Raw genomic sequence first — 17,378 nt, forward strand, 5'->3', positions numbered from 1 at the left:
ACCGAGCGGCTGCACTCATCGATCGGCTACTGCCCGCCCATTGAGTACGAGAGGCGCTACCGTGAGACAGCCACCTCCGAGATGGCGGTGGCCTAAACGAGGTCTCCATCCGATCCAGGACGGTTCACTTCCTCATCTCGCACATGGCGCCTGGGGCCACCGCAGCGGCCACCGGCATTGTCCAGACCGGCACGTACATCGGCAATACCATCGGCCCCGTGCTCACCGGGGTGGCCCTTAGCCCCGCTGATTCACGGGCCGGTGTGACTGCTGCTGTCGGGTGACGGCGGGATCGATTTCGTGGGTGGGCGTGCGTGTGTGCCGGCTGGCGCTGCCGGTGGGCGGGTCCCCGGGTGGTGATGTCGTGGGCGGGCATGTGAGGTCAGGCTGGTTTGGGGATCGCGGCGATCGTGTTGAACACAGCGACGATCGCGACGGCCCAGGGCCATGTTTCCGGGATCTTCACTTTTCGCCGTCGGCCGCTGCGGACCAGCCGGGCTGCCACGTGAAGGAAGCGGTAGCGCAGTGCCTTGGGCTCGCACAACGCCAGGACTGCGGCCTCGCCGGTGCAAGCGAGCATCCGCGTCCAGGCAACGAGGTCCGCTGCGATCATCACCGCGACGAGCCAGGCCTGGTTGAGCGCGAACCCCCGCGAAGGTAGCCGCCCGAGCCCGGTGTCCTTGGCGTGGCGTATCCGGTCCTCGACCCGGGCGTGAGCCCGATGCCTGGCCTCGAGGAATTGCAGCTGACCCGTGGCGGTGGTGTTGGTGACAAAAGCCTGGTAGCGCCATCCATCGATCTCCTCGAACATCGACAACTGAGCACCCGGATGGGGCCGCTCGCGGCGCACGATCACCCGCATCCCGTCTGGCCACTTGGCGAGCATCCGTTGGGAGAGGAATCCGGTCAGCTCCGCGATGTCGGCCCCGTCACGAATGTCCCCGTTGGGGTTGAGCGCTGGTCCCCACGCGGCTTCGGGGCAGGTCGCGATGGCCCGGCGAATCGGGGCAGTGATGGAGAAGCCGACCGAGTACTCCACCTGTCGACCACGGACGCGGTTCTGCTCGGTGATCCAGTCGATCAGGTCGTGGGAGGCGCCGGCACCGTCGGAGCGGATCAGCAGATCACGCCGATGACTGGCGGGGATCTGCGCGATTGCCTGGCCCAGGACGTCGATGTGGTCGGCGGCGGTGTTGGACCCGGCGTTGCCTGGGCGCAAGCTCGCGGCGAGGAACTCTTCTGTGTTGTCGCACCACACGCCGATCGGGTGGTACCCGAACGTGCGCTTATACGTCGGCGCAGCAAGCTCCTTCTCGCTGTGAGTGACCACAATGGTGGCGTCCACATCGAGCACGACCGTCGATCCCAGATCCCGCCCCGCACACGCCGATGCGGGCACTCCGCCGGGCAGGTGGGACCACACGTGCCGCCGCGTGCGAGCCCGCGCCACCTGGATCTTCTTGCGCTTGCCGGCAGTGACCTCATCGAGCGTGCGCCACACCGTCGGCGCCGACGCCACTGGGCCCAGGGCGCCGGACTGGTGGCGCAGGACGCCGATGTCGGAGATGGACTCGCCGCCATCGGCGAGCATCACCGCGGTATCGATCAACACCCGGCCGCGATCGTGGATCGGGATGAACCGGCGGCGAGCCATGGCCCCTGACAGCTCGGCGGTCAGACCGACCTGATCAGCCAGAAGTCGAGGCACGATAGCCCCGGCATGCGAGACCACCCCGACACCATCTGCAGTAACGGACAGACCGGCCGACCACGAAGTACGCTTCACCTACCGAGTGCTTTCTGCTGGAGAACATGGAACCTTAGACAAGTCCCAGTTTCCCCTGTTCAGGAAGCACTTCGGTCTATTTTCGCCCAGCGATCCGCAGATTCCCATGAATCACCCGGGTTAGCCTCGGTAACTCGACACTGACCTGGGCGATGCTCGTCACTATGGCAACCGTCGCCGTGGTCATTTCCTTCTTCTTCGGGCTCCGACTGCGGAGAATCGACTCTCTGGAATCGCCGCTGGCCTGAGGTGGTCCTGTCCACAGCACCACCGTCACCGGCCGTCGAGATCCTTAAACGAGCAAGTTCTGGATTTCTTTGGCGGCTGTCTGGAGCATAGCTCCGAGTTCTGTGCGGAGTTGTTCAGTCATGCGGTGAGCGGGCACGGATACATTGATCCCGTAGTATCCTCCGCTCGGGCTGGTGATGGGAACAGCGACTGACATGACGCCGTCTTCGCTTTCTTCCTGGCTCGTTGAGTACCCGGTTTGCCGAATCGTTTCGAGGGCACGCTCCAGATCGGAACGGGAAATGATAGATCCCTTGGTGAGACCCGGGAGCTCCTCATACGGGTACAGGGCATGCAGTTGTTCCGTGGTGAGTAGGCTCAGCATTGCTTTGCCCGTTGCAGTGCAGTTGGCAGGAAGCATCGCACCTTGACGTGAGGCAACGCGGACGGCACGTTGGCTTTCGATGGCCTCCAGAAAGTGTGCGTTCGAGCCTTTGAGCTCGGCAAAGTGCACCGTCTCTCCGGTTGCCTCGAATACCCTTTCCATTGCTGGACGAATTAGCGTTCCGATGTCGACGTGGCGCCGTATGGCGAAGGCGATGGAGCTGAGTGCTTGTCCGGGTTCGTACGCTTTGGTCTGAGGGTTCTGCCGTACGAAACCTCGGTAGAGGAGCATCCCCATGAGGCGATGGGCCGTAGATGACGCCACTCCGAGGTACTTGCTGGCATCGGTGAGCCGGATGCTCGGCCGAGTCTCGAAGAGCAGCAACAATCGGAGTGCGTTGTCGACGGATTCGATGGGGTACTGCGGAGGAGGGCCGTATCTGGAGTCGTCCTCCGCCCGTGATGCGGACATGAGCTTCATGTTACTGACCGGGGGTTCAGTCTCTGTCCGGCTAGGGCGCAGGCCATCAACGAGGCTCACCAAGTCGTGCGAGTTCATGTCTCCAAGCAGTCTCTGTGTTGAATGCTCCTCCGAGGTCGGGCAGTTCGGCCATATCGGCGTCGGGCAGATCGACGAGGTGCCCACCAGCCGAAGTCACTTGCAGTGCCAACCCGGACAGGCCGTCCACGCTGATGGCCTGGAGAACTGCTTGCTCGACGGTTTCGGCCGCGCTGGTGAGGCCGTGGCCCCGCAGCACAACAACGGGCCTTGTTCCCATAGCATCGGCCATTTCGGTGGCGAGCCGACGGTCGCGGATGAGTACTCCGCGGGGATAGACGGGCACCCCGTTGGCGGCGAGGCGGGCTCCGGGAATGTCGTACGCCCCTACGATGGGGCGTACTGCAAGCCCTGCCAGGTCGGCGGCAACCACTCGCGGGGGATGGGCGTGAACGACAGCCCGGATGTCTGGGCGGCGCCGGAAGAGCTCGGTGTGCAGCGGCAGTTCGTTGGGGACCGTGTATCCGCCCGCGAGCTCGCCGTCGGCGGCGGGATTGCCGTCGAGGTCCACCATGCGGATGTCTTCGGCTTGCGTATACGCCAGTCCGCGTTCGTACGGGCCGCGACAGCGCACCAGCAATGTGCTGTCGGTAATTTTCAGGCTGATGTGACCCAAGATTCCATCTGCAAGGCCCCGATGGGCCAAGACCCGGCAGGCGAGGGCGATACGTTCCCGGCTGACGCTCTCGGTCTGGGGCAGCAAGTTTCCGGGTGTCATGACGCCCTCCTCGGCGGTGGCTCCAACTGGGGTTCGAGCTTGGCGCGCAGATCCTGCACCGTGATGCCCCTGGCCATGCCCAGACGGCAGGCAATGAGGGCTTTGGGCCAGTTCACGATGGCTGCGCCCCGGACGGTGGTGCCGTCGATGGTGTAGAGGGCGGCGAACTTGCCGTGGACCTGCGGGTGTCCGATGAGGACGTGGTCGACATTGCCTCCGACGCGTCCCACGACCTGGATCTTCCAGTCGTGCTGGTCGCTCCACACGTATTCAATGGGCGTGTAGGCGCGCGGCTGTTCCGGATGGATGATGTTGTAGGCCACGCAGGCGGCCTGTTCCACCGCGTTAGTCCAGTGCTCGGTCCTGACGTCCTCGCCGTGCTTCTGGTGGCGCCAGCGGGCTACGTCGCCGACGGCGTACACGTTCGCAGCGTCGAGGGCTTGACAGTACTCGTTGAGCACGACCCCGTTGTCCACCAGCAGGCCGGATGCGCTAAGCCAGGAGTCATTGGGGATGACGCCAATACCGATCAGCACGGTGGCCGCCTGAACGCTCTCACCGTTGGTCAGGTGGAGGGAGAAGTTGCCCTCCTCGCCTTCGATAGCTTCCACTCCGGTGCCGAACATGGTGTCGACCCCGTTGTCCTGGTGAAGGTCTGCGAACCACTGGCCGATCTCAGGGTTAAAGAGGCGGCTCATGGGCACGGGCACCGGGTCGATGACGGTGACCTCCAATCCCAGGCCGCGGGCGGTGGCTGCCGCTTCGGCGCCGATGAACCCTGCCCCGATAACGGCCAGCGCCCCACCCCGGAGAAGGTCCCCACGTAGTTCGCGGGCGTCCTCAAGGGTGCGCAGCACGTGAATCCCTGGAGACTGGCCCCAGGGAGAGGGCCGGGGTGATGCTCCGGTGGCAATGACGAGGTTGTCGTAGCGAAGGGGGTCATGCCCTTCAAGCTTCAGCAGGTTCTCGGCGACGTCCAGATCGACAGCGCGGTGCCCCAGCAAGAGTTGGATGTCCTCGGCATCGGCCTGCTCCTGTGTCAGCAGCCGGATAGAGTCCTCGTCGGCGGATCCCGCAAGAACGGATTTCGACAATGGCGGCTTATCGTAGGGAAGTTCGGTCTCTTCTCCCACGAGGATGATCTCCCCCTTATAGCCTTCCAGCCGGAGGGACTGCGCGGTGCGCACCCCGGCAATGGAGGACCCGACGACGACGACGGTGCCCGGGCTCATGCGTCCTCTACCACCAGTGCGGAGACCGGGCAGCTGCGCGCGGCTTCGGTGACGCGGGCGCGGTCGGCTTCGGGGACTTCGGTCTGGAGCAGCACGACGATCCCGTCGTCGTCCAGGTCGAAGTAGTCAGAGGCTCCGACGACGCAGTTCGCGTATCCCTGACAGGCCTGCAGATCGGCTTTTACAACGGGCATGGTCGAACTCCTTAGCTTGAGACGGTGGTGCTCTGGCGGTTGGGGTGTTTATTCGTCTTCGGCCACGAGCGGCCCGAAAGGGTGTCCGATCATGGCCGAGAACGTGGCCGGGGCCTGCCAGGTCAGGGACTCCAGTTCCAGCGGACAGAGCGTTACCCACTGGCCCGAACGAGGAGATTGAATCATCAGCCGCGAACCGTTGCGGGTCTCGATGCGGGTGACCTGGACCTCCGAGAACTCGTTAGCGATCACGATCGGCTTGCCGGTGACGTGCTCTTCGAGCCGGCGGCGTTCCTCGGTGGCCTGGATCGCCGCGAGGCGGTCTTCCTCCTCGCCTTCCCATTCCAGTTTCACAGGAAGATCGCCAGGTTCTGCATGCGGATGACCGACTCGTCGACCATGATGGTGCGACGGGCCAGCTCCCACCCGGACCCGGATGAGGTACGGCGGAGGAGATCCTCGCGTCCTGCCGAGACAGTGGAGGACTCCCCGACGTCACCACGGCTGCGGAAGAGAAGAACCGCCGAGTCCACGATGATCTCTTGCGGGTCGGGGGTGCGGAAGGTGCGCACGTTGGTGATGTAGTGGCGCAGCCGTGATGGGGGGTCTTCGGTCCACGCGTGCTCGGTGGCGAAGCGTGCCACGCGGCGACTGAGCGAGTACTTGTTCTCGTCCCAGTGCGCCATCCCCGGTGAGGTGGAGTATCCGGCGCCCAGGGCAGTGGTGACGCGGACGGGCATGAGATAGTGCACGTCATCGGCGATCCGGGAGAGCCACTCGTCGTAGTCCTGGGCGTCCAACAGGTACGCCTCATCGACCAGCCAACGATGCGCCTCCAGGTGAAGTTCATCGTTGAAAGGCAGGGTCTGCCCCGTCCGCTGAGTACGCGGGGCGTGGGCTCCCAGCGCCGATTGTTCGGACAGCGTCAAGTTCTCGTTCTCGTGTGCCGTTCCAACACTCATGATCAGACCTCCTCGTGAAGGGTTGCTGCGGGCGCGGTCTCTGCGCTGCCGCAGGCCGGGCGGGCGGGCCCCGATCCGGCGGCCGGTGGCGCTTGCACCGGGTCCGAGCCCACGTGCACCTGCGCTGCGGCTTCTACCGGACGTTCGAGGTGATCGGCCCACCGGCGCAACAACTCCCGCTGGTTGTACTCGCTGTAGCCGACACGGGTGGCGCCGGGTCCCGAGTATTCCTCGGGGGACAGGGCCTCGACGACGTTCTCGCCGTTCTCGAGCATGCCCATCCGGCTGTTGAGCAGCAGACGCCGTGCCATGGAGCCGGCGGCAGTATTGGTGAGGGACACCCAGTTCTCGACGTCGTCCTGCTCGAACATGCCGCCACTGCCGAAGCACATGAGATACGCCTTGTAGGAAAGCGCTTTGTACTCCTCCGGCGCGTTCTTGTCGACGGCGAACCACGAGAGGACTTCCGTCTCGTTCTCGCTGATCGGCTGCCACACGCGGATAGAGATGAAGGGGAGCACCTCGTCGGAGCCCTCTTCGACCCGCGGCCAGTTATGGACGAAGCTCATGTTCGGGAACAGTGAGGCCGCCGAGATCATGAACCCGTCCTTGCCGACCACGTCGAGCTGCTCCTGGGTCCACTGCTCCTTCATCCGGGCGATCATCTCGTCCGGGTAGCCCACGTAGCGCAGGCGCTCCTCCAGGCCACCTTCGGGCAGCTTGTAAGTGGTGCCGCCACCGTTGCCAGCCCAGTACGTGGTGCCGTCCTTGCGCTTCTCCGCCTTGGGCTCGCGGAAGAGGCCGATCTCCACCACCGAGGTGTGGGTCTGGGGCGTGTGGTACATGTCCCCGGCGAAGTTCTCGGCCCCGATCTTCCAGTTCGCCTTGACCCGCCAACGCTGAGGGCCACGCAGCTCGATGCCGTCCGCGCTCTGCTTCGTGTAGTAGTCCAGGTAGAACTTGAAGTCCCCCAGGAACTCCTCCAGGGGCTCGGCATCCGGGTCCATGCTGATGAAGATCAGACCGTTGTACGTGGCCAGCGAGGGAGCAGGCAACAAGGTCTGGCCCTTCTTCTTGAAGCCTTCCTCCCCGCCGTATGCCTCCTTGTGAAACGGCAGGCCAACGAGGCGCCCGTCATTGCGGTAAGACCAACCGTGGTACGGGCAACGGAAGTGGGAGGCATTGCCCATCTCCGCCCGGCACACCTGCATGCCCCGGTGGAGGCACATGTTGAACAGGGCCCGGACCTGGCCCTGTTCGTCCCGAGAGATAATGAACGAGTCCTCGAGGACCCTGCGGACCACGTAGTCACCAGCCTCGGGGACCTCCGACTCGTGGGCGACGAACAGCCAGCTGCGGCTGAAGAGACGTTCCTTCTCGAGTTCGAAGAGCTCTTTGTCGTTGTAGATATGTGCAGGGATCATGCCCCGCCGTACGTCCTCGAGGACGCCGTGATGGTCTGCCATGGGAGAGCTCCTTCTCGATCATCGATCAGTCAGTCTGTAGAGCAGAGGTCCACTCTGTCGTGAAGAGGTTTCCGCATTTTGTGATCTACGTCAACCCCTCCCACTCTTCGTGCCAGGTACGGGTGGGTGCGGCAAGGGTCAGTGGCCGTTTTCGGGGGAGTCGGAGTCGCGGGCGGCGTTCTCTCCGCGGTCCAGCCTCGCCAGGGCGGCCATTTCCTCGGCAGTCAGGGAGAAATCGAACACCGAGATGTTCTCGACCAGCCATGCGGGTTTGGCGGCCTGCGGGATCGGGACGATTCCTTGCTGGACGTGCCAGCGGAGCAGAACCTGCGCCGGACTCTTTGCTGTCCGTTGCGCGATCTGCACCACGATGGGGTGGTCACGCAGTCCCGATTCGCGACCAATAGGGCTCCAGGCCTCGGTAATGATGCCCAGGTCCTGGTGCACTGCCCGCGGGGGTAGCCGTGCGAGATCGGGGCTGAGCTGGATCTGGTTCACGTCAGGAACCACGCCGGTCGCGGCAATGACCTTCTCCAAATGGTCCGGCTTGAAATTGGAGACACCGATCGCTTTGACACGGCCTTCGTCCAAGAGCTTGACGAGGCCTCTCCATGCCTCGGTGTACTGGTCCAAGGCCGGCACGGGCCAGTGGCACATGAACATGTCCAGGTAGTCCAGGCCCAAGGCTTGGAGACTGCGGTCGTAGGCCCTCTGCACACCGTCGACGCTGTGGGACTCCTTGTTGAACTTGCTGGAGACGAACAGCTCTTCACGCGCAACGCCGGCAGTGCGGACACCGCGTCCCACCGCGTCTTCATTGCGGTACTGGAACGCGGTGTCGACGAGCCGGTAGCCGCTTTGAATGGCGTAGCGGACGGCCGTCTCGCACTCTTCCCCCACCAGTGGCCAGGTGCCCAGGCCCAGATGCGGAATGCTATGCCCGTGCCGCAGTCGGAGCCTCGGGACCGTTGCGGGGTCATCGCTCGGATGGGTTTTCGTCGTCATGGACAGCCTCTCGTCGAAACGTCTTGCTTTCTTGTCACCGGAGGCAAATAGCGCGAGCCTCGGGGTCTGTGTCGGTCAGTCGACATCTTTGTTGGATCTCCAGGTGGTTGCAGCTGGGGTGATGATGAGCAGGCCCGCGGCCAGCAGGGCCGCGGTCACCGGAACGAGGGTGACCAGCCCGGCCATGCCCAGCGGTGAGAGGAAGAGCGCCGTGGCGCGGAAAGTGCCCGTCAATGCGAGGGCGTCTCCGCGTTCTTCTGGGTGCACCTTCTCCGCTGCGATGGCCGGACCGACGGTCTGCAGGACCCCGGCACCGATGCCGGAGATGGCCAGGGCAATGGCCACCGGGGCGGTCAGACCGGCGAACGGTCCCACTGCGGCCAGTCCCAGCCCTGTAGCTATCATCCCGATGACCAGAGACGCCCTGACGCCCCGGCGCCGGACCCACCCGCTGGCGGTACTACCGACGAGAACGGTGGCGTTGGCGATGGAGAGCAGGATACCGATGACTGCAGCCGGTTGGCCTGCCAGGGACAGGGCCAAAGGGACGTAGGAGTCCAGAAGGCTTTTCCAAACCCCTGCGCCCGTGTTCATCCAGCAGGCAGCGTTGACACCGGGTCGTCGCCACAGACGGACATCCCTGCCAGTGGGTGAAGAAGGCCTGGCCGCGAACGGGGGAAACCTGATCAACAAGGCCGCGGGGACGACGGCGACGGAACCTGCGACGATCCCCATCATGAGTGGCAGTTGCACCGAGGCCTCCCAGAGGTATCCGGCCACCGTGGGGCCGAGAAGCGCACCGATCCCCGCCGCCAGATTGACGTCCCGGAGGCCACTGACCGGTGCGGCGGATGTACGAACGGCGTGGGTCTGGCTGCTGGTCCAGAAGAACGCCCGGGCTATTCCCTGGACCAACTGGGACGCGACAAAAAACACGACCGCGGGAGAAATCGCGAGCAGTGCGCACGAGATCGCGATCATCAGCCCGGATCCCACGAGGAAGGACCTGTCCGGAATCCGACGCATCAACGCGCCCATGTACAGGCGGGTGATCAGCTGTGCGATGGCAGCCACGGCGACCAGCAGCCCGATCTCACTGGGGGTGTAGCCCGCATGCACACCCAAAAGAGGGACGACAACGGACAAAGTGCCCAGCGCGAAGCTGAACAAGATGATGGCCAGCGCGCTCAAGGCCCTGTCATAGTTGACGGAGTCCATGTGCTTTCCCGTGGTGGTAACTCTTTCGCATCGACGTCCTCAAGGATCCGCTGATGCGCTGGCCGATGAGCTTTCGTCACCGGTGTCCGTATTCGGCGTCTCTACTGGTGGACATGCTGGAGGTAGGCGCTGGCGTCCTCCAGGCTCACGACGTCACCGTACTTGTTGTCGATGTCGAAGAGGCTTGCCAGGTGTGGCAGCTCTGCTCTGTCTCCCACGCCCTCTTCCACAACGACTGTGTGGAATCCGTAGGAGCACGCGTCCACAGCGGTGGCGCGGATGCATCCGCTGGTCGTGCATCCGAGGAGGATCACCGTGTCCACGCCCCGGGAGATCAGACGAGCTGCCAGATCGGTACCGAAGAAACAGGACGCGTACTTTTTGACCAGCAGCATCTCGTTCTCGCGACGACCCAGTCGCTCATCCAGCTCCACCCACTCGTTTCCCTCCATCAGCCAGCTGTTGGAAGGGATCTTGCGGATCCACTTGCCGGCCTCCTGAAGGTCCGCATCGTAGGCGACCGTCGAGAAGATCACGGGCACGTCGGCATCGCGTGCGTCTGCAAGCAGTTGTTGGGTGGCCTGCAACTGAGAGTCGAGTTCGCCGGCCAGGGGGGATCTGGTGTCGGTGAACCCCCGGATCAGGTCGATGACCAGCAGCGCTGGCCGCTGCCCGAAGCCGGTCCGGCCGCCCAAACCTTTGGCTCGGAAATCTGCTCGAAGACGTTCGTATTCTTCAACGGCATTGCTGATAGACATTGTTGTCTCTTCTCTTCTCTGCTTTGTTCCTCCGCCGAAGAAGTACGGGGTGACGCACTGGTCCTCACGCCTGCTGGCGGATCATCTGAAGATCGGTAACGCCACCGTGGCCAGGGCGTGGCGCAAGTTCGGCGTGCAGCCTTGGCGGGCCGGAACGTTCAAGTTCTCCACCGATCCCGAACTGGTCGCGAAGGTCACCGACGTGGTGGGGTTGTACTTGGCGCCACCGGACAACGCGATCGTGTTGTGTGTTGACGAGAAGAGTCAGATCCAGGCGCTGGATAGGACCGCGCCGATGCTGCCGATGCGCACCGGCAGCATCGAAAGGCACACCCACGATTACAAGCGGCACGGCACGACGACTCTGTTCGCCGCGTTGGACATTGCGACCGGGCACGTCACCGGCGCGGTCAAGCCGAAGCATCGCCATCAGGAGTTCCTGGCGTTCCTGCGTCAGCTCGACCGCGCCTACCCGGAGGTGGACCTGCACCTGGTGATGGACAACTACGCCACCCACAAAACCCCGGCGGTGAAGGTGTGGCTGGCACAGCATCCGCGGTTCCACGTGCACTTCACCCCGACGTCCGGGTCCTGGCTCAACCTCGTGGAAGTCTGGTTCGGCATCATCGACCGGCAGGCCATCCGCCGCGGTGTCTTTACATCCGTCAAGGACCTCAATGCCAAGATTCGCCAGTTCATCACGGGCTGGAACGACCGCAAACACCCATTCGTCTGGACCAAAACTCCCGAACAGATCCTCGCGAAAGCCAACCCTAAACCAACTTCAGAAACGCGACACTAGGCCGCAGGACGATCCGCAACATTATTCTTGAAGTGAGCCGCGATATCATCCGACGTAGTAATCCAAACATCGTCCTGTTCGGCGATGAAATCCAGGGCCAGGTCAAGGTACTTCTGACGGAACGGCTGGTTGATGATGAACGGGTGAAGGCCAATGCCCATTACTCGCACATGGTCATCCGCTTCCTTAGACAGCTGCTCATACTGGTCCTTAATCAGCTGGACAAAGCCCTCACCGCTGAGACCGTTTCCGCCGAACAGCATCACATCATTCAAAACGGTCGAGTACGGAACACTGAGCATCGGCTTCTCGCCATTGAGATAGAACGGCTGGTCGTCGGCGCACCAGTCCAGCACATATTCCAGCCCCAGTTCGGCGAGAATCTGAGGTGTCTCAAATGTCTCGGTAAGCGCGGGACCGATCCAACCAGTCGGACGAGTCCCCGTGTGCCGCTCGATTTCGTCCACGACCTCTTCAAGATATTTTCTCTCTACGCTCTTCTCCATCCCGTTCTGGAAGGTCGAATTGTCGCGACCATGAGCCACCCACGACCAGTTGCGCTCGTTTCCGGCCGCGATGACCTGGGGATAAAGCGAACATGCGTCAGAGTTCACAAAGGCGGTCGCCCGCATTCCGTGACGATCGAGCGATTCGATCATCCGCTAGATCCCCACCCGCATTCCATAGTCTCGCCACCCATAGTTGAGGGGGTCCGGGGTCAGCCCAGCTGTTCCGGCAAAAATTGATGTCGACGGCTTGTCGACCGGATAGTGTTCCACCGCGACGCCCGCGTAGAAGGCGACCTTCTTCCCGCCCGGCCACTCGAATCGTGGACGCTCAGTAATCGGTGAATAGTCGTAAAGCGAGTTGTGCATTAGATTCCAGCTTCCTCTTCGAAGTTGTTTGTATCAGACATCTGGTCTTTCGAGCACGAAAGACCGACGAAGGGTTCTGCTAAAGCGAGATGAACGCACCAACCGCGGCGTTGAACTTTTCGCGCTGGTCACTGAACACGTGATGACCAGCGTTGTTGATGAGATAGAGCGAGCTATCCAGGGTGTTGGCAGCGATCAGATCGAAGAGCCCCTTACCCATCGACACCGGCGCCGATCGATCATTGACTCCCCACACAACCAGCGTCGGCACCGGGATTCCTGCGTCGGCAAGCCGTTCCTGAACCCAGCGCCTGCCCTCGCTGAGGCTAGGCAACCAGTGCTCCTCCGCATTGCGTGCATATCCGGCGACAGCGTCGAGCTGCTTTTCGCTCTCGAGCCACTTTGTGGCGATCCCGATGTAGTCCTCGGGCAGATCTCCCTCATTAACCGCCTGGGCAGCATGATAGTGACGGATCAACTCGGCCGAACCTCCGGGGGCAGTCCTTTCGACTCGCTCGTAGAAGTCCATGTCGGTTCCGACGGGCGGCGCCGGTGCCGCAGTCGCACTGCTGATGATGACCAGCTTCTTTACCATCTCAGGGTACTTCAACGCGAGAAGGACCGCCGTCATGCCGCCGCGCGAGTGACCCACCAGGGTCAGGTTCTTGAGCCCCAACTGAGTTGCAAAGTTCGCAACGTGTTCGGCGACCGCGTCGACAGTCCAGTCTTCGTCATTCAGCGGGAGACCAGTCTCGCCCTGACCGAGTTTGTCGACCGCGAGGACACGGCCGTACTCGCCGAAATCCTCTAGAACGTTGCCCCAGGATTCGATTCCGACCGGTATGAAGAACCCGAAATGCCCCCCATGGATGAGGAGGATCGGATCCTTGTCCTGGCCGTCGTCGAAATAACGCGTCTGAACCCCTTTCACATCGACGGTATGGAACTTCTGGGTGATTGAAGAGCTTGGCACGGATAACGCCTTTCTGTGCACGATAACGATTGAACAATTCATCGCAGTTCGACCCCTACCGACGTGGTAGTTCTGGCCAGTAGAAATCTCTTCTGCGTGTGCCTGAAAGCTACGCGCCTCCGCATCGACTGTCAATAGAAAGGGCCCTTCCGGATTCAGAGTGCATTGATCCGATCCTGAAGCTGTCCGGAGTGGATCAGTGACCGCAAGATGTAGTGCTTGAGGTTGCGGAAGCCCAGGGCGATTCCGCGGAGGTGTTCGAGCCTGCCGTTGATGGCCTCGACGGGGCCGTTGGAGGCACCCACGTCGAAGTAGGCGAGGATCTCGCGGTGCCGCTTCCATAGCGACCGGCCGAGCTGGGCGAGCTCGGGCAGCTCGGTGGGCACCCCGGTCCGGATCGAGCGCAGGAGCTTGTACATCGCGATCTTGCCCTCCCGCTTGCCCGAGGCCTCGTAGGCGGCGATGAGTCGCTGGTAGACGCCGTAGGTGACCTCCACCGCCGCGTGCGCATCGTTGGCGGTGAACGCCTTGAACAAGCGCACTTTCTGTTTGTCGGTCAGCAGCCCTGCCCGGGTGTTGAGCGTCCTGCGGATGCCGTACAGCGGATCGCCGGTGCGGCCCCGGTGCCCGGTGGTGGCCTGCTGGATGCGTTGGCGGCACACGGTGAGCTTGTCGGCGGCAAGATGCACGACGTGGAACGGGTCCATCACCGTGCGTGCTGCGGGCACGGCCTTGGCTGCGGCGGAGTGGTAGCCGGCGAACCCGTCCATCGTGACCACCTTGACTCGGTCTCGAAATGCCTGGTCGCGGGCGTTGAGCCACTCGGTGAGGACCTTCGCCGAACGGCCCGGGACCATCCTTTGGCGCGGCCGAGGAACTTGTGCCCGCCGCCGTCGGGGATGCGTCCGAGCTTCTTGATGTCCACGTGCACCAGATCGCCCGGTGCGGCGTGCTCATAGCGCTGCGGGCGTCGCTTGGTGGCGCGCACCGGGGCGCCGGTGGCCGGGTCGGTGAACGCCAGGCGCACGCACCCGAAGCGGGACAGGATCTTGTGCACCGTCGAGGGGTGCATTCCCAGGTGGTAAGCGATTCGGGCTGGCCCCCACCGGCGCGATACGCGCAGGCCGATCACCCGGCGCTCCCGACGACGCGGGGTGCGGTGGGGGCAGGTGTGCGGCCGGCTGGAGCGGTCAACCATGCCGGCCTTGCCCTGCTCGCGATACCGGCTGGCCCAGCGTCGGGCCGTGGTGACCGAGACACCGAACCGTTCCGCAGCTCGGGCCGGGGGCCAGCCGTCTTCGACGACACACCGGGCCAGGCGCAGTCTTCCCGTGGGCGTCAAGGTCGCGTTAGCGTGGGACACGAAGACCTCCGTTGTGGGTGTGGTTGCTTGGTCGCTTTCACACCTCACACGGAGGTCTTCCTCATTTCATCTCGCCATGCCGACCGGAGACACAACCTCCGTGGTCAGTACATCTAGCCGACTGGGCCAGTGCCCGAGGTGCGGCAGGAAGGCAGGCCGGTATCCTCTTGGGCGTCAACGATATGCCCGCCGCGGCGACCAAATGCTGTACGCGTGGCAGCCCGGGATGCTGGCATCGAGCCCCGGATCGCGAGTCGCCCGGTCTGACAACGTGGTCGTTGACCCGCTCAGCGATCGGCCATTGCGGCTGCCACCCCTCCAACCGAGAGCGCGAGCGGAGAGAACCTGCTGAACGGCGCAGCCGGCCGCTAACGTCGGTGGTAGCACGTTCACGAACCGGGGCACAGGGCGTACCGGCCACCGCCGCCCGACGGGGTTCGTTCTCGACCGCGGTTGCCACCGCGTCCGGCGAAACTCCGTCGGTCACCGGCCGCGCCGCGGCAGCGATGGTTCGTCCACCAGGGGGTCGGAGACGGTGATGGCCCGCATCGGGCAGCTCGCGGCGGCCTCGAGCGCTAAGGCGCGGGTGCGGGGGCCACCGTCAACAGGCTCCAGAACGACGGCGACGCTTCGCTCGTCATCGAGGTCGAAGAGCTCGGGCGCGGTCACAACGCACGAGGCGAAGCCCTCACACCGCTCGAGGTCCACCGTAATGTTCATCATGTTCATCGTCCCTCCGTGGTTAAGTCATGGGCAGTCTGTTCGGCGGCGAAGCGCCGCATCGGATCGATCCTGAGCGCGCCGGCCAGCTGCATGATCAGCAGTGGGTGGGCGCCCCTTTGCTGGAGGGTGACCAGGTCGCCCTCCAGGACGGCCGCAAGATCGGCCAGCCGTACGCCTGCGAGGTCGGCCGCGAGCTGGCCCGACTCTTCCGCAATAGAACGAAACTCCGGATCCCGGACGACCCGGCGGATGACCTGGTCCAGGGGTAAGTTCACGGTTCCTCCTCGGGGGCCAACCGAGCCAGCGCGATCCCGGTCGCCCAGTCCGGGACGGACTCGTATGCCAGGACGACCCCTCTCGGCCCACGGGCCGTCCGCTCAGGCTCCGACACTCCCCAGCCCTCCTGACGGGACGCGGCGGCCATCGCGGTGACCCAGTTGCAGATCTCCGGGGCACCATTGCCGGCCTCAGCGAGGACGTCGGCGGTCTTCATGGCGAGGATCGCGCCGAGGTCCCCTGCGCGCACGTGCTGCAGGAATCGCTCGTCGAAGGCGGAGTTGATCTGGCCCATCTCCGGCGTGCCGACCCAGTGGGAGAGCCCGCCGGTCCCGAGCACGACCACTGTTTCGGCTGCGGGCCGCCGCGTAATGACGTCGCGCAGCAGTTCCCCCAGTTGGGCGCTGCGCCACAGGGGTGGCAGAGGCTCGGTGTTGGCGTTCTGGAACACCGGGACCACCGGGATGTCCATCTCTGGTCGGATCAGGGTCAATGGTGCCATGAACGCATGGTCGATCTTCGGGTTGGCGGAGAACGCGAGGTCGAATCCGGCGGCCACCCCTTCGGAGAGCAGCTGGGCAGCGAAGGCGCCAGCAAGTGGGACCTCGGCGCTGGCCACTCCTCCATCGCCCCAACCGGTGGCTATCTCTCCGATTCCGACGCATATCTGCGGAAAGCTGTCGTAGCTGAAGGATGCTAGGTGCTCGCTGCTGACGACGACGAGCACGTCAGGGGACAGCCGGTCAATTTCCGCACGCACCTGAGCGAAGGCCTGATGGACTGCGGCGTGCACGTCGTTGTCCGGTTGGAGCTTTCGGATCATCATCGCCGTGTGGGACGTCGCGTACGCACCTACCAGCCTGCCCATCAGCGGGCCGCCCGTTGCCGGTTGGTGGCCGGATCCGTGGGGCCGCCGTCGCCGTCGCCGTCGGTGCGCCCACCTCGGCGCCCCGCGGTGACCGAACGCACGAAACCGCCGACGACAGCGTGGAATTCCGCCGGCTTCTCGAACTGCGGCCAGTGACCGGCGTCCTCCATCAGACGGAACGTTGCATCGGGAATGATCCGGCTGGCCGCCTCCCCCACCGTCCACGGCATGGTCGGGTTCTGCCGGGTCCACAGCACGAGCGTCGGGCAGTTGATCGTCGCGAGCCGCTCGGCGGTCAGCAGTTCCTCCGGCCGGGGCCGGGAGGTGAATGCGGCGACCATGTCACCGGCGGTGGCGGCGAAGTCCGGGCTGGCGTAGATCCGGTACCGGGTCTCCACCAGTTCGTCGGTGACCACGGACGGGTCATGGACCAGCCATTCCAGCCGAGTCCGGACCTTCTCCCGGGTCGGGGTGTCCAGAGCCTTGGTGGTAGCCTCCGCGACCTGCCGGCCGACGTTCTCGGTCAGCGTGGCACCGTCGGCGTCCACCTGCAGCCCCGCCCCGGTGACGCTGACGAGCGAGGCGACCCGCTCGGGGTGGTGGACGGCGAGAAACGCCGCGACCCAGCCACCGAGAGACTGCCCGACCAGGTGGGCTCGCGAGGCGCCGATCTCGTCGAGGAAGCCGAGCACGTGCTCGGCGAGCGCGCGGATCGAGTACTCGATCTGCGGCTTGTCGGTGAAGCCATGACCCAGCATGTCAATGGCATGCACGCGGAAGTCCCGGCCGAGGACGGCGACGTTGCGCACCCAGGTCTCGGCGTGCCCGCTCACGCCGTGCAGCAGGACTACCGGCTCACCGGCGCCTGCCTCGATGCTGCGGGTGCGGTAAGAGCTCGCCTGGCGGTACCGGACCTCGGTTCCCAGCAGGTCCACCCAGAACGAGTTCCCCTGGGGCTGGGCCATTCCCCCTTCAGTGCTCGTCACGT

17 protein-coding genes and 3 pseudogenes are annotated in these 17,378 nt (G+C 64.1%); 1 reads left to right on the forward strand and 19 read right to left on the reverse strand.

Translation table 11 applies throughout. The annotated features are described in order from the left end of the window. Window positions 1–382 precede the first annotated feature (382 nt). The 11 genes from JW364_RS14130 to JW364_RS14180 form a co-directional block, all read right to left on the reverse strand. Window positions 383–1,786, reverse strand: a complete 1,404-nt coding sequence (locus JW364_RS14130) for an IS1380 family transposase (protein WP_006897051.1) — start codon at window positions 1,784–1,786, stop codon at window positions 383–385. 292 nt (window positions 1,787–2,078) lie between these two features. Further along, window positions 2,079–2,879: an IclR family transcriptional regulator gene (locus JW364_RS14135; protein ID WP_016895390.1), complete on the reverse strand. Its 801-nt coding sequence runs from the start codon at window positions 2,877–2,879 to the stop codon at window positions 2,079–2,081. A gap of 46 nt (window positions 2,880–2,925) precedes the next feature. Continuing rightward, complete coding sequence (locus JW364_RS14140) at window positions 2,926–3,675, reverse strand: class II aldolase/adducin family protein (protein WP_006897053.1); 750 nt, start codon at window positions 3,673–3,675, stop codon at window positions 2,926–2,928. Continuing rightward, entirely contained in the window at window positions 3,672–4,907 is a 1,236-nt protein-coding gene (locus JW364_RS14145) for an NAD(P)/FAD-dependent oxidoreductase (RefSeq protein ID WP_006897054.1), read from the reverse strand. Before JW364_RS14145 ends, JW364_RS14140 begins: the two co-directional genes overlap by 4 nt. Next, on the reverse strand, window positions 4,904–5,101 hold the full coding sequence (locus tag JW364_RS14150; RefSeq protein WP_006897055.1) for a ferredoxin: 198 nt from the start codon (window positions 5,099–5,101) through the stop codon (window positions 4,904–4,906). Before JW364_RS14150 ends, JW364_RS14145 begins: the two co-directional genes overlap by 4 nt. Before the next feature lie 48 nt (window positions 5,102–5,149). Further along, on the reverse strand, window positions 5,150–5,455 hold the full coding sequence (locus tag JW364_RS14155; protein ID WP_006897056.1) for a hypothetical protein: 306 nt from the start codon (window positions 5,453–5,455) through the stop codon (window positions 5,150–5,152). Beyond that, window positions 5,452–6,063 (reverse strand): 3-phenylpropionate/cinnamic acid dioxygenase subunit beta, encoded by a 612-nt coding sequence (locus JW364_RS14160; RefSeq protein WP_006897057.1) that lies wholly within the window; start codon window positions 6,061–6,063, stop codon window positions 5,452–5,454. The genes JW364_RS14155 and JW364_RS14160 overlap by 4 nt, the downstream gene beginning before the upstream one ends. Window positions 6,064–6,065: 2 nt before the next feature. Continuing rightward, a complete protein-coding gene (locus JW364_RS14165) occupies window positions 6,066–7,529 on the reverse strand; it encodes an aromatic-ring-hydroxylating dioxygenase subunit alpha (RefSeq protein ID WP_006897058.1) in 1,464 nt (487 codons plus the stop codon). A gap of 138 nt (window positions 7,530–7,667) precedes the next feature. After that, window positions 7,668–8,534 carry an aldo/keto reductase gene (locus JW364_RS14170; protein ID WP_006897059.1) on the reverse strand — a complete coding sequence of 289 codons (867 nt, stop codon included), beginning with the start codon at window positions 8,532–8,534 and terminating at the stop codon, window positions 7,668–7,670. Between the two features lie 75 nt (window positions 8,535–8,609). Next, complete coding sequence (locus JW364_RS14175) at window positions 8,610–9,752, reverse strand: MFS transporter (RefSeq protein WP_020171244.1); 1,143 nt, start codon at window positions 9,750–9,752, stop codon at window positions 8,610–8,612. Between the two features lie 101 nt (window positions 9,753–9,853). Next, complete coding sequence (locus JW364_RS14180; RefSeq protein WP_055476446.1) at window positions 9,854–10,510, reverse strand: N-carbamoylsarcosine amidohydrolase; 657 nt, start codon at window positions 10,508–10,510, stop codon at window positions 9,854–9,856. 28 nt (window positions 10,511–10,538) lie between these two features. On the opposite strand from JW364_RS14180, the pseudogene JW364_RS14185 reads away from it, so the two are divergent. Further along, window positions 10,539–11,312, forward strand: a pseudogene (locus tag JW364_RS14185) (IS630 family transposase); the annotation flags it as partial. On the opposite strand, the gene JW364_RS14190 reads toward JW364_RS14185, so the two are convergent. The 8 genes and pseudogenes from JW364_RS14190 to JW364_RS14225 all read right to left on the reverse strand — a co-directional run bounded on the left by JW364_RS14190 (window position 11,309) and on the right by JW364_RS14225 (window position 17,376). Further along, window positions 11,309–11,971 carry a polysaccharide deacetylase family protein gene (locus JW364_RS14190; RefSeq protein ID WP_307814793.1) on the reverse strand — a complete coding sequence of 221 codons (663 nt, stop codon included), beginning with the start codon at window positions 11,969–11,971 and terminating at the stop codon, window positions 11,309–11,311. The pseudogene JW364_RS14185 and the gene JW364_RS14190 overlap by 4 nt on opposite strands. 295 nt (window positions 11,972–12,266) lie before the next feature. Further along, a complete protein-coding gene (locus JW364_RS14195; RefSeq protein WP_235621849.1) occupies window positions 12,267–13,181 on the reverse strand; it encodes an alpha/beta fold hydrolase in 915 nt (304 codons plus the stop codon). A 134-nt stretch (window positions 13,182–13,315) separates the two neighbouring features. Continuing rightward, window positions 13,316–14,017: pseudogene (locus JW364_RS14200) on the reverse strand (ISL3 family transposase); the annotation flags it as partial. Then, window positions 14,017–14,523: pseudogene (locus JW364_RS14205) on the reverse strand (helix-turn-helix domain-containing protein); the annotation flags it as partial. The pseudogenes JW364_RS14205 and JW364_RS14200, both read right to left, overlap by 1 nt. Before the next feature lie 483 nt (window positions 14,524–15,006). After that, window positions 15,007–15,252, reverse strand: a complete 246-nt coding sequence (locus tag JW364_RS14210; RefSeq protein WP_006897064.1) for a ferredoxin — start codon at window positions 15,250–15,252, stop codon at window positions 15,007–15,009. Beyond that, window positions 15,249–15,521 (reverse strand): hypothetical protein, encoded by a 273-nt coding sequence (locus JW364_RS14215; protein ID WP_006897065.1) that lies wholly within the window; start codon window positions 15,519–15,521, stop codon window positions 15,249–15,251. Before JW364_RS14215 ends, JW364_RS14210 begins: the two co-directional genes overlap by 4 nt. Next, window positions 15,518–16,390, reverse strand: a complete 873-nt coding sequence (locus JW364_RS14220) for an extradiol dioxygenase (RefSeq protein ID WP_006897066.1) — start codon at window positions 16,388–16,390, stop codon at window positions 15,518–15,520. Before JW364_RS14220 ends, JW364_RS14215 begins: the two co-directional genes overlap by 4 nt. Continuing rightward, entirely contained in the window at window positions 16,390–17,376 is a 987-nt protein-coding gene (locus JW364_RS14225; protein ID WP_137809379.1) for an alpha/beta fold hydrolase, read from the reverse strand. Before JW364_RS14225 ends, JW364_RS14220 begins: the two co-directional genes overlap by 1 nt. Window positions 17,377–17,378 lie beyond the last annotated feature (2 nt).

Source organism: Gordonia sp. BP-119 (assembly GCF_016924115.1).
In the GTDB taxonomy this organism is placed as follows: Bacteria; Actinomycetota; Actinomycetes; order Mycobacteriales; family Mycobacteriaceae; genus Gordonia; species Gordonia hongkongensis.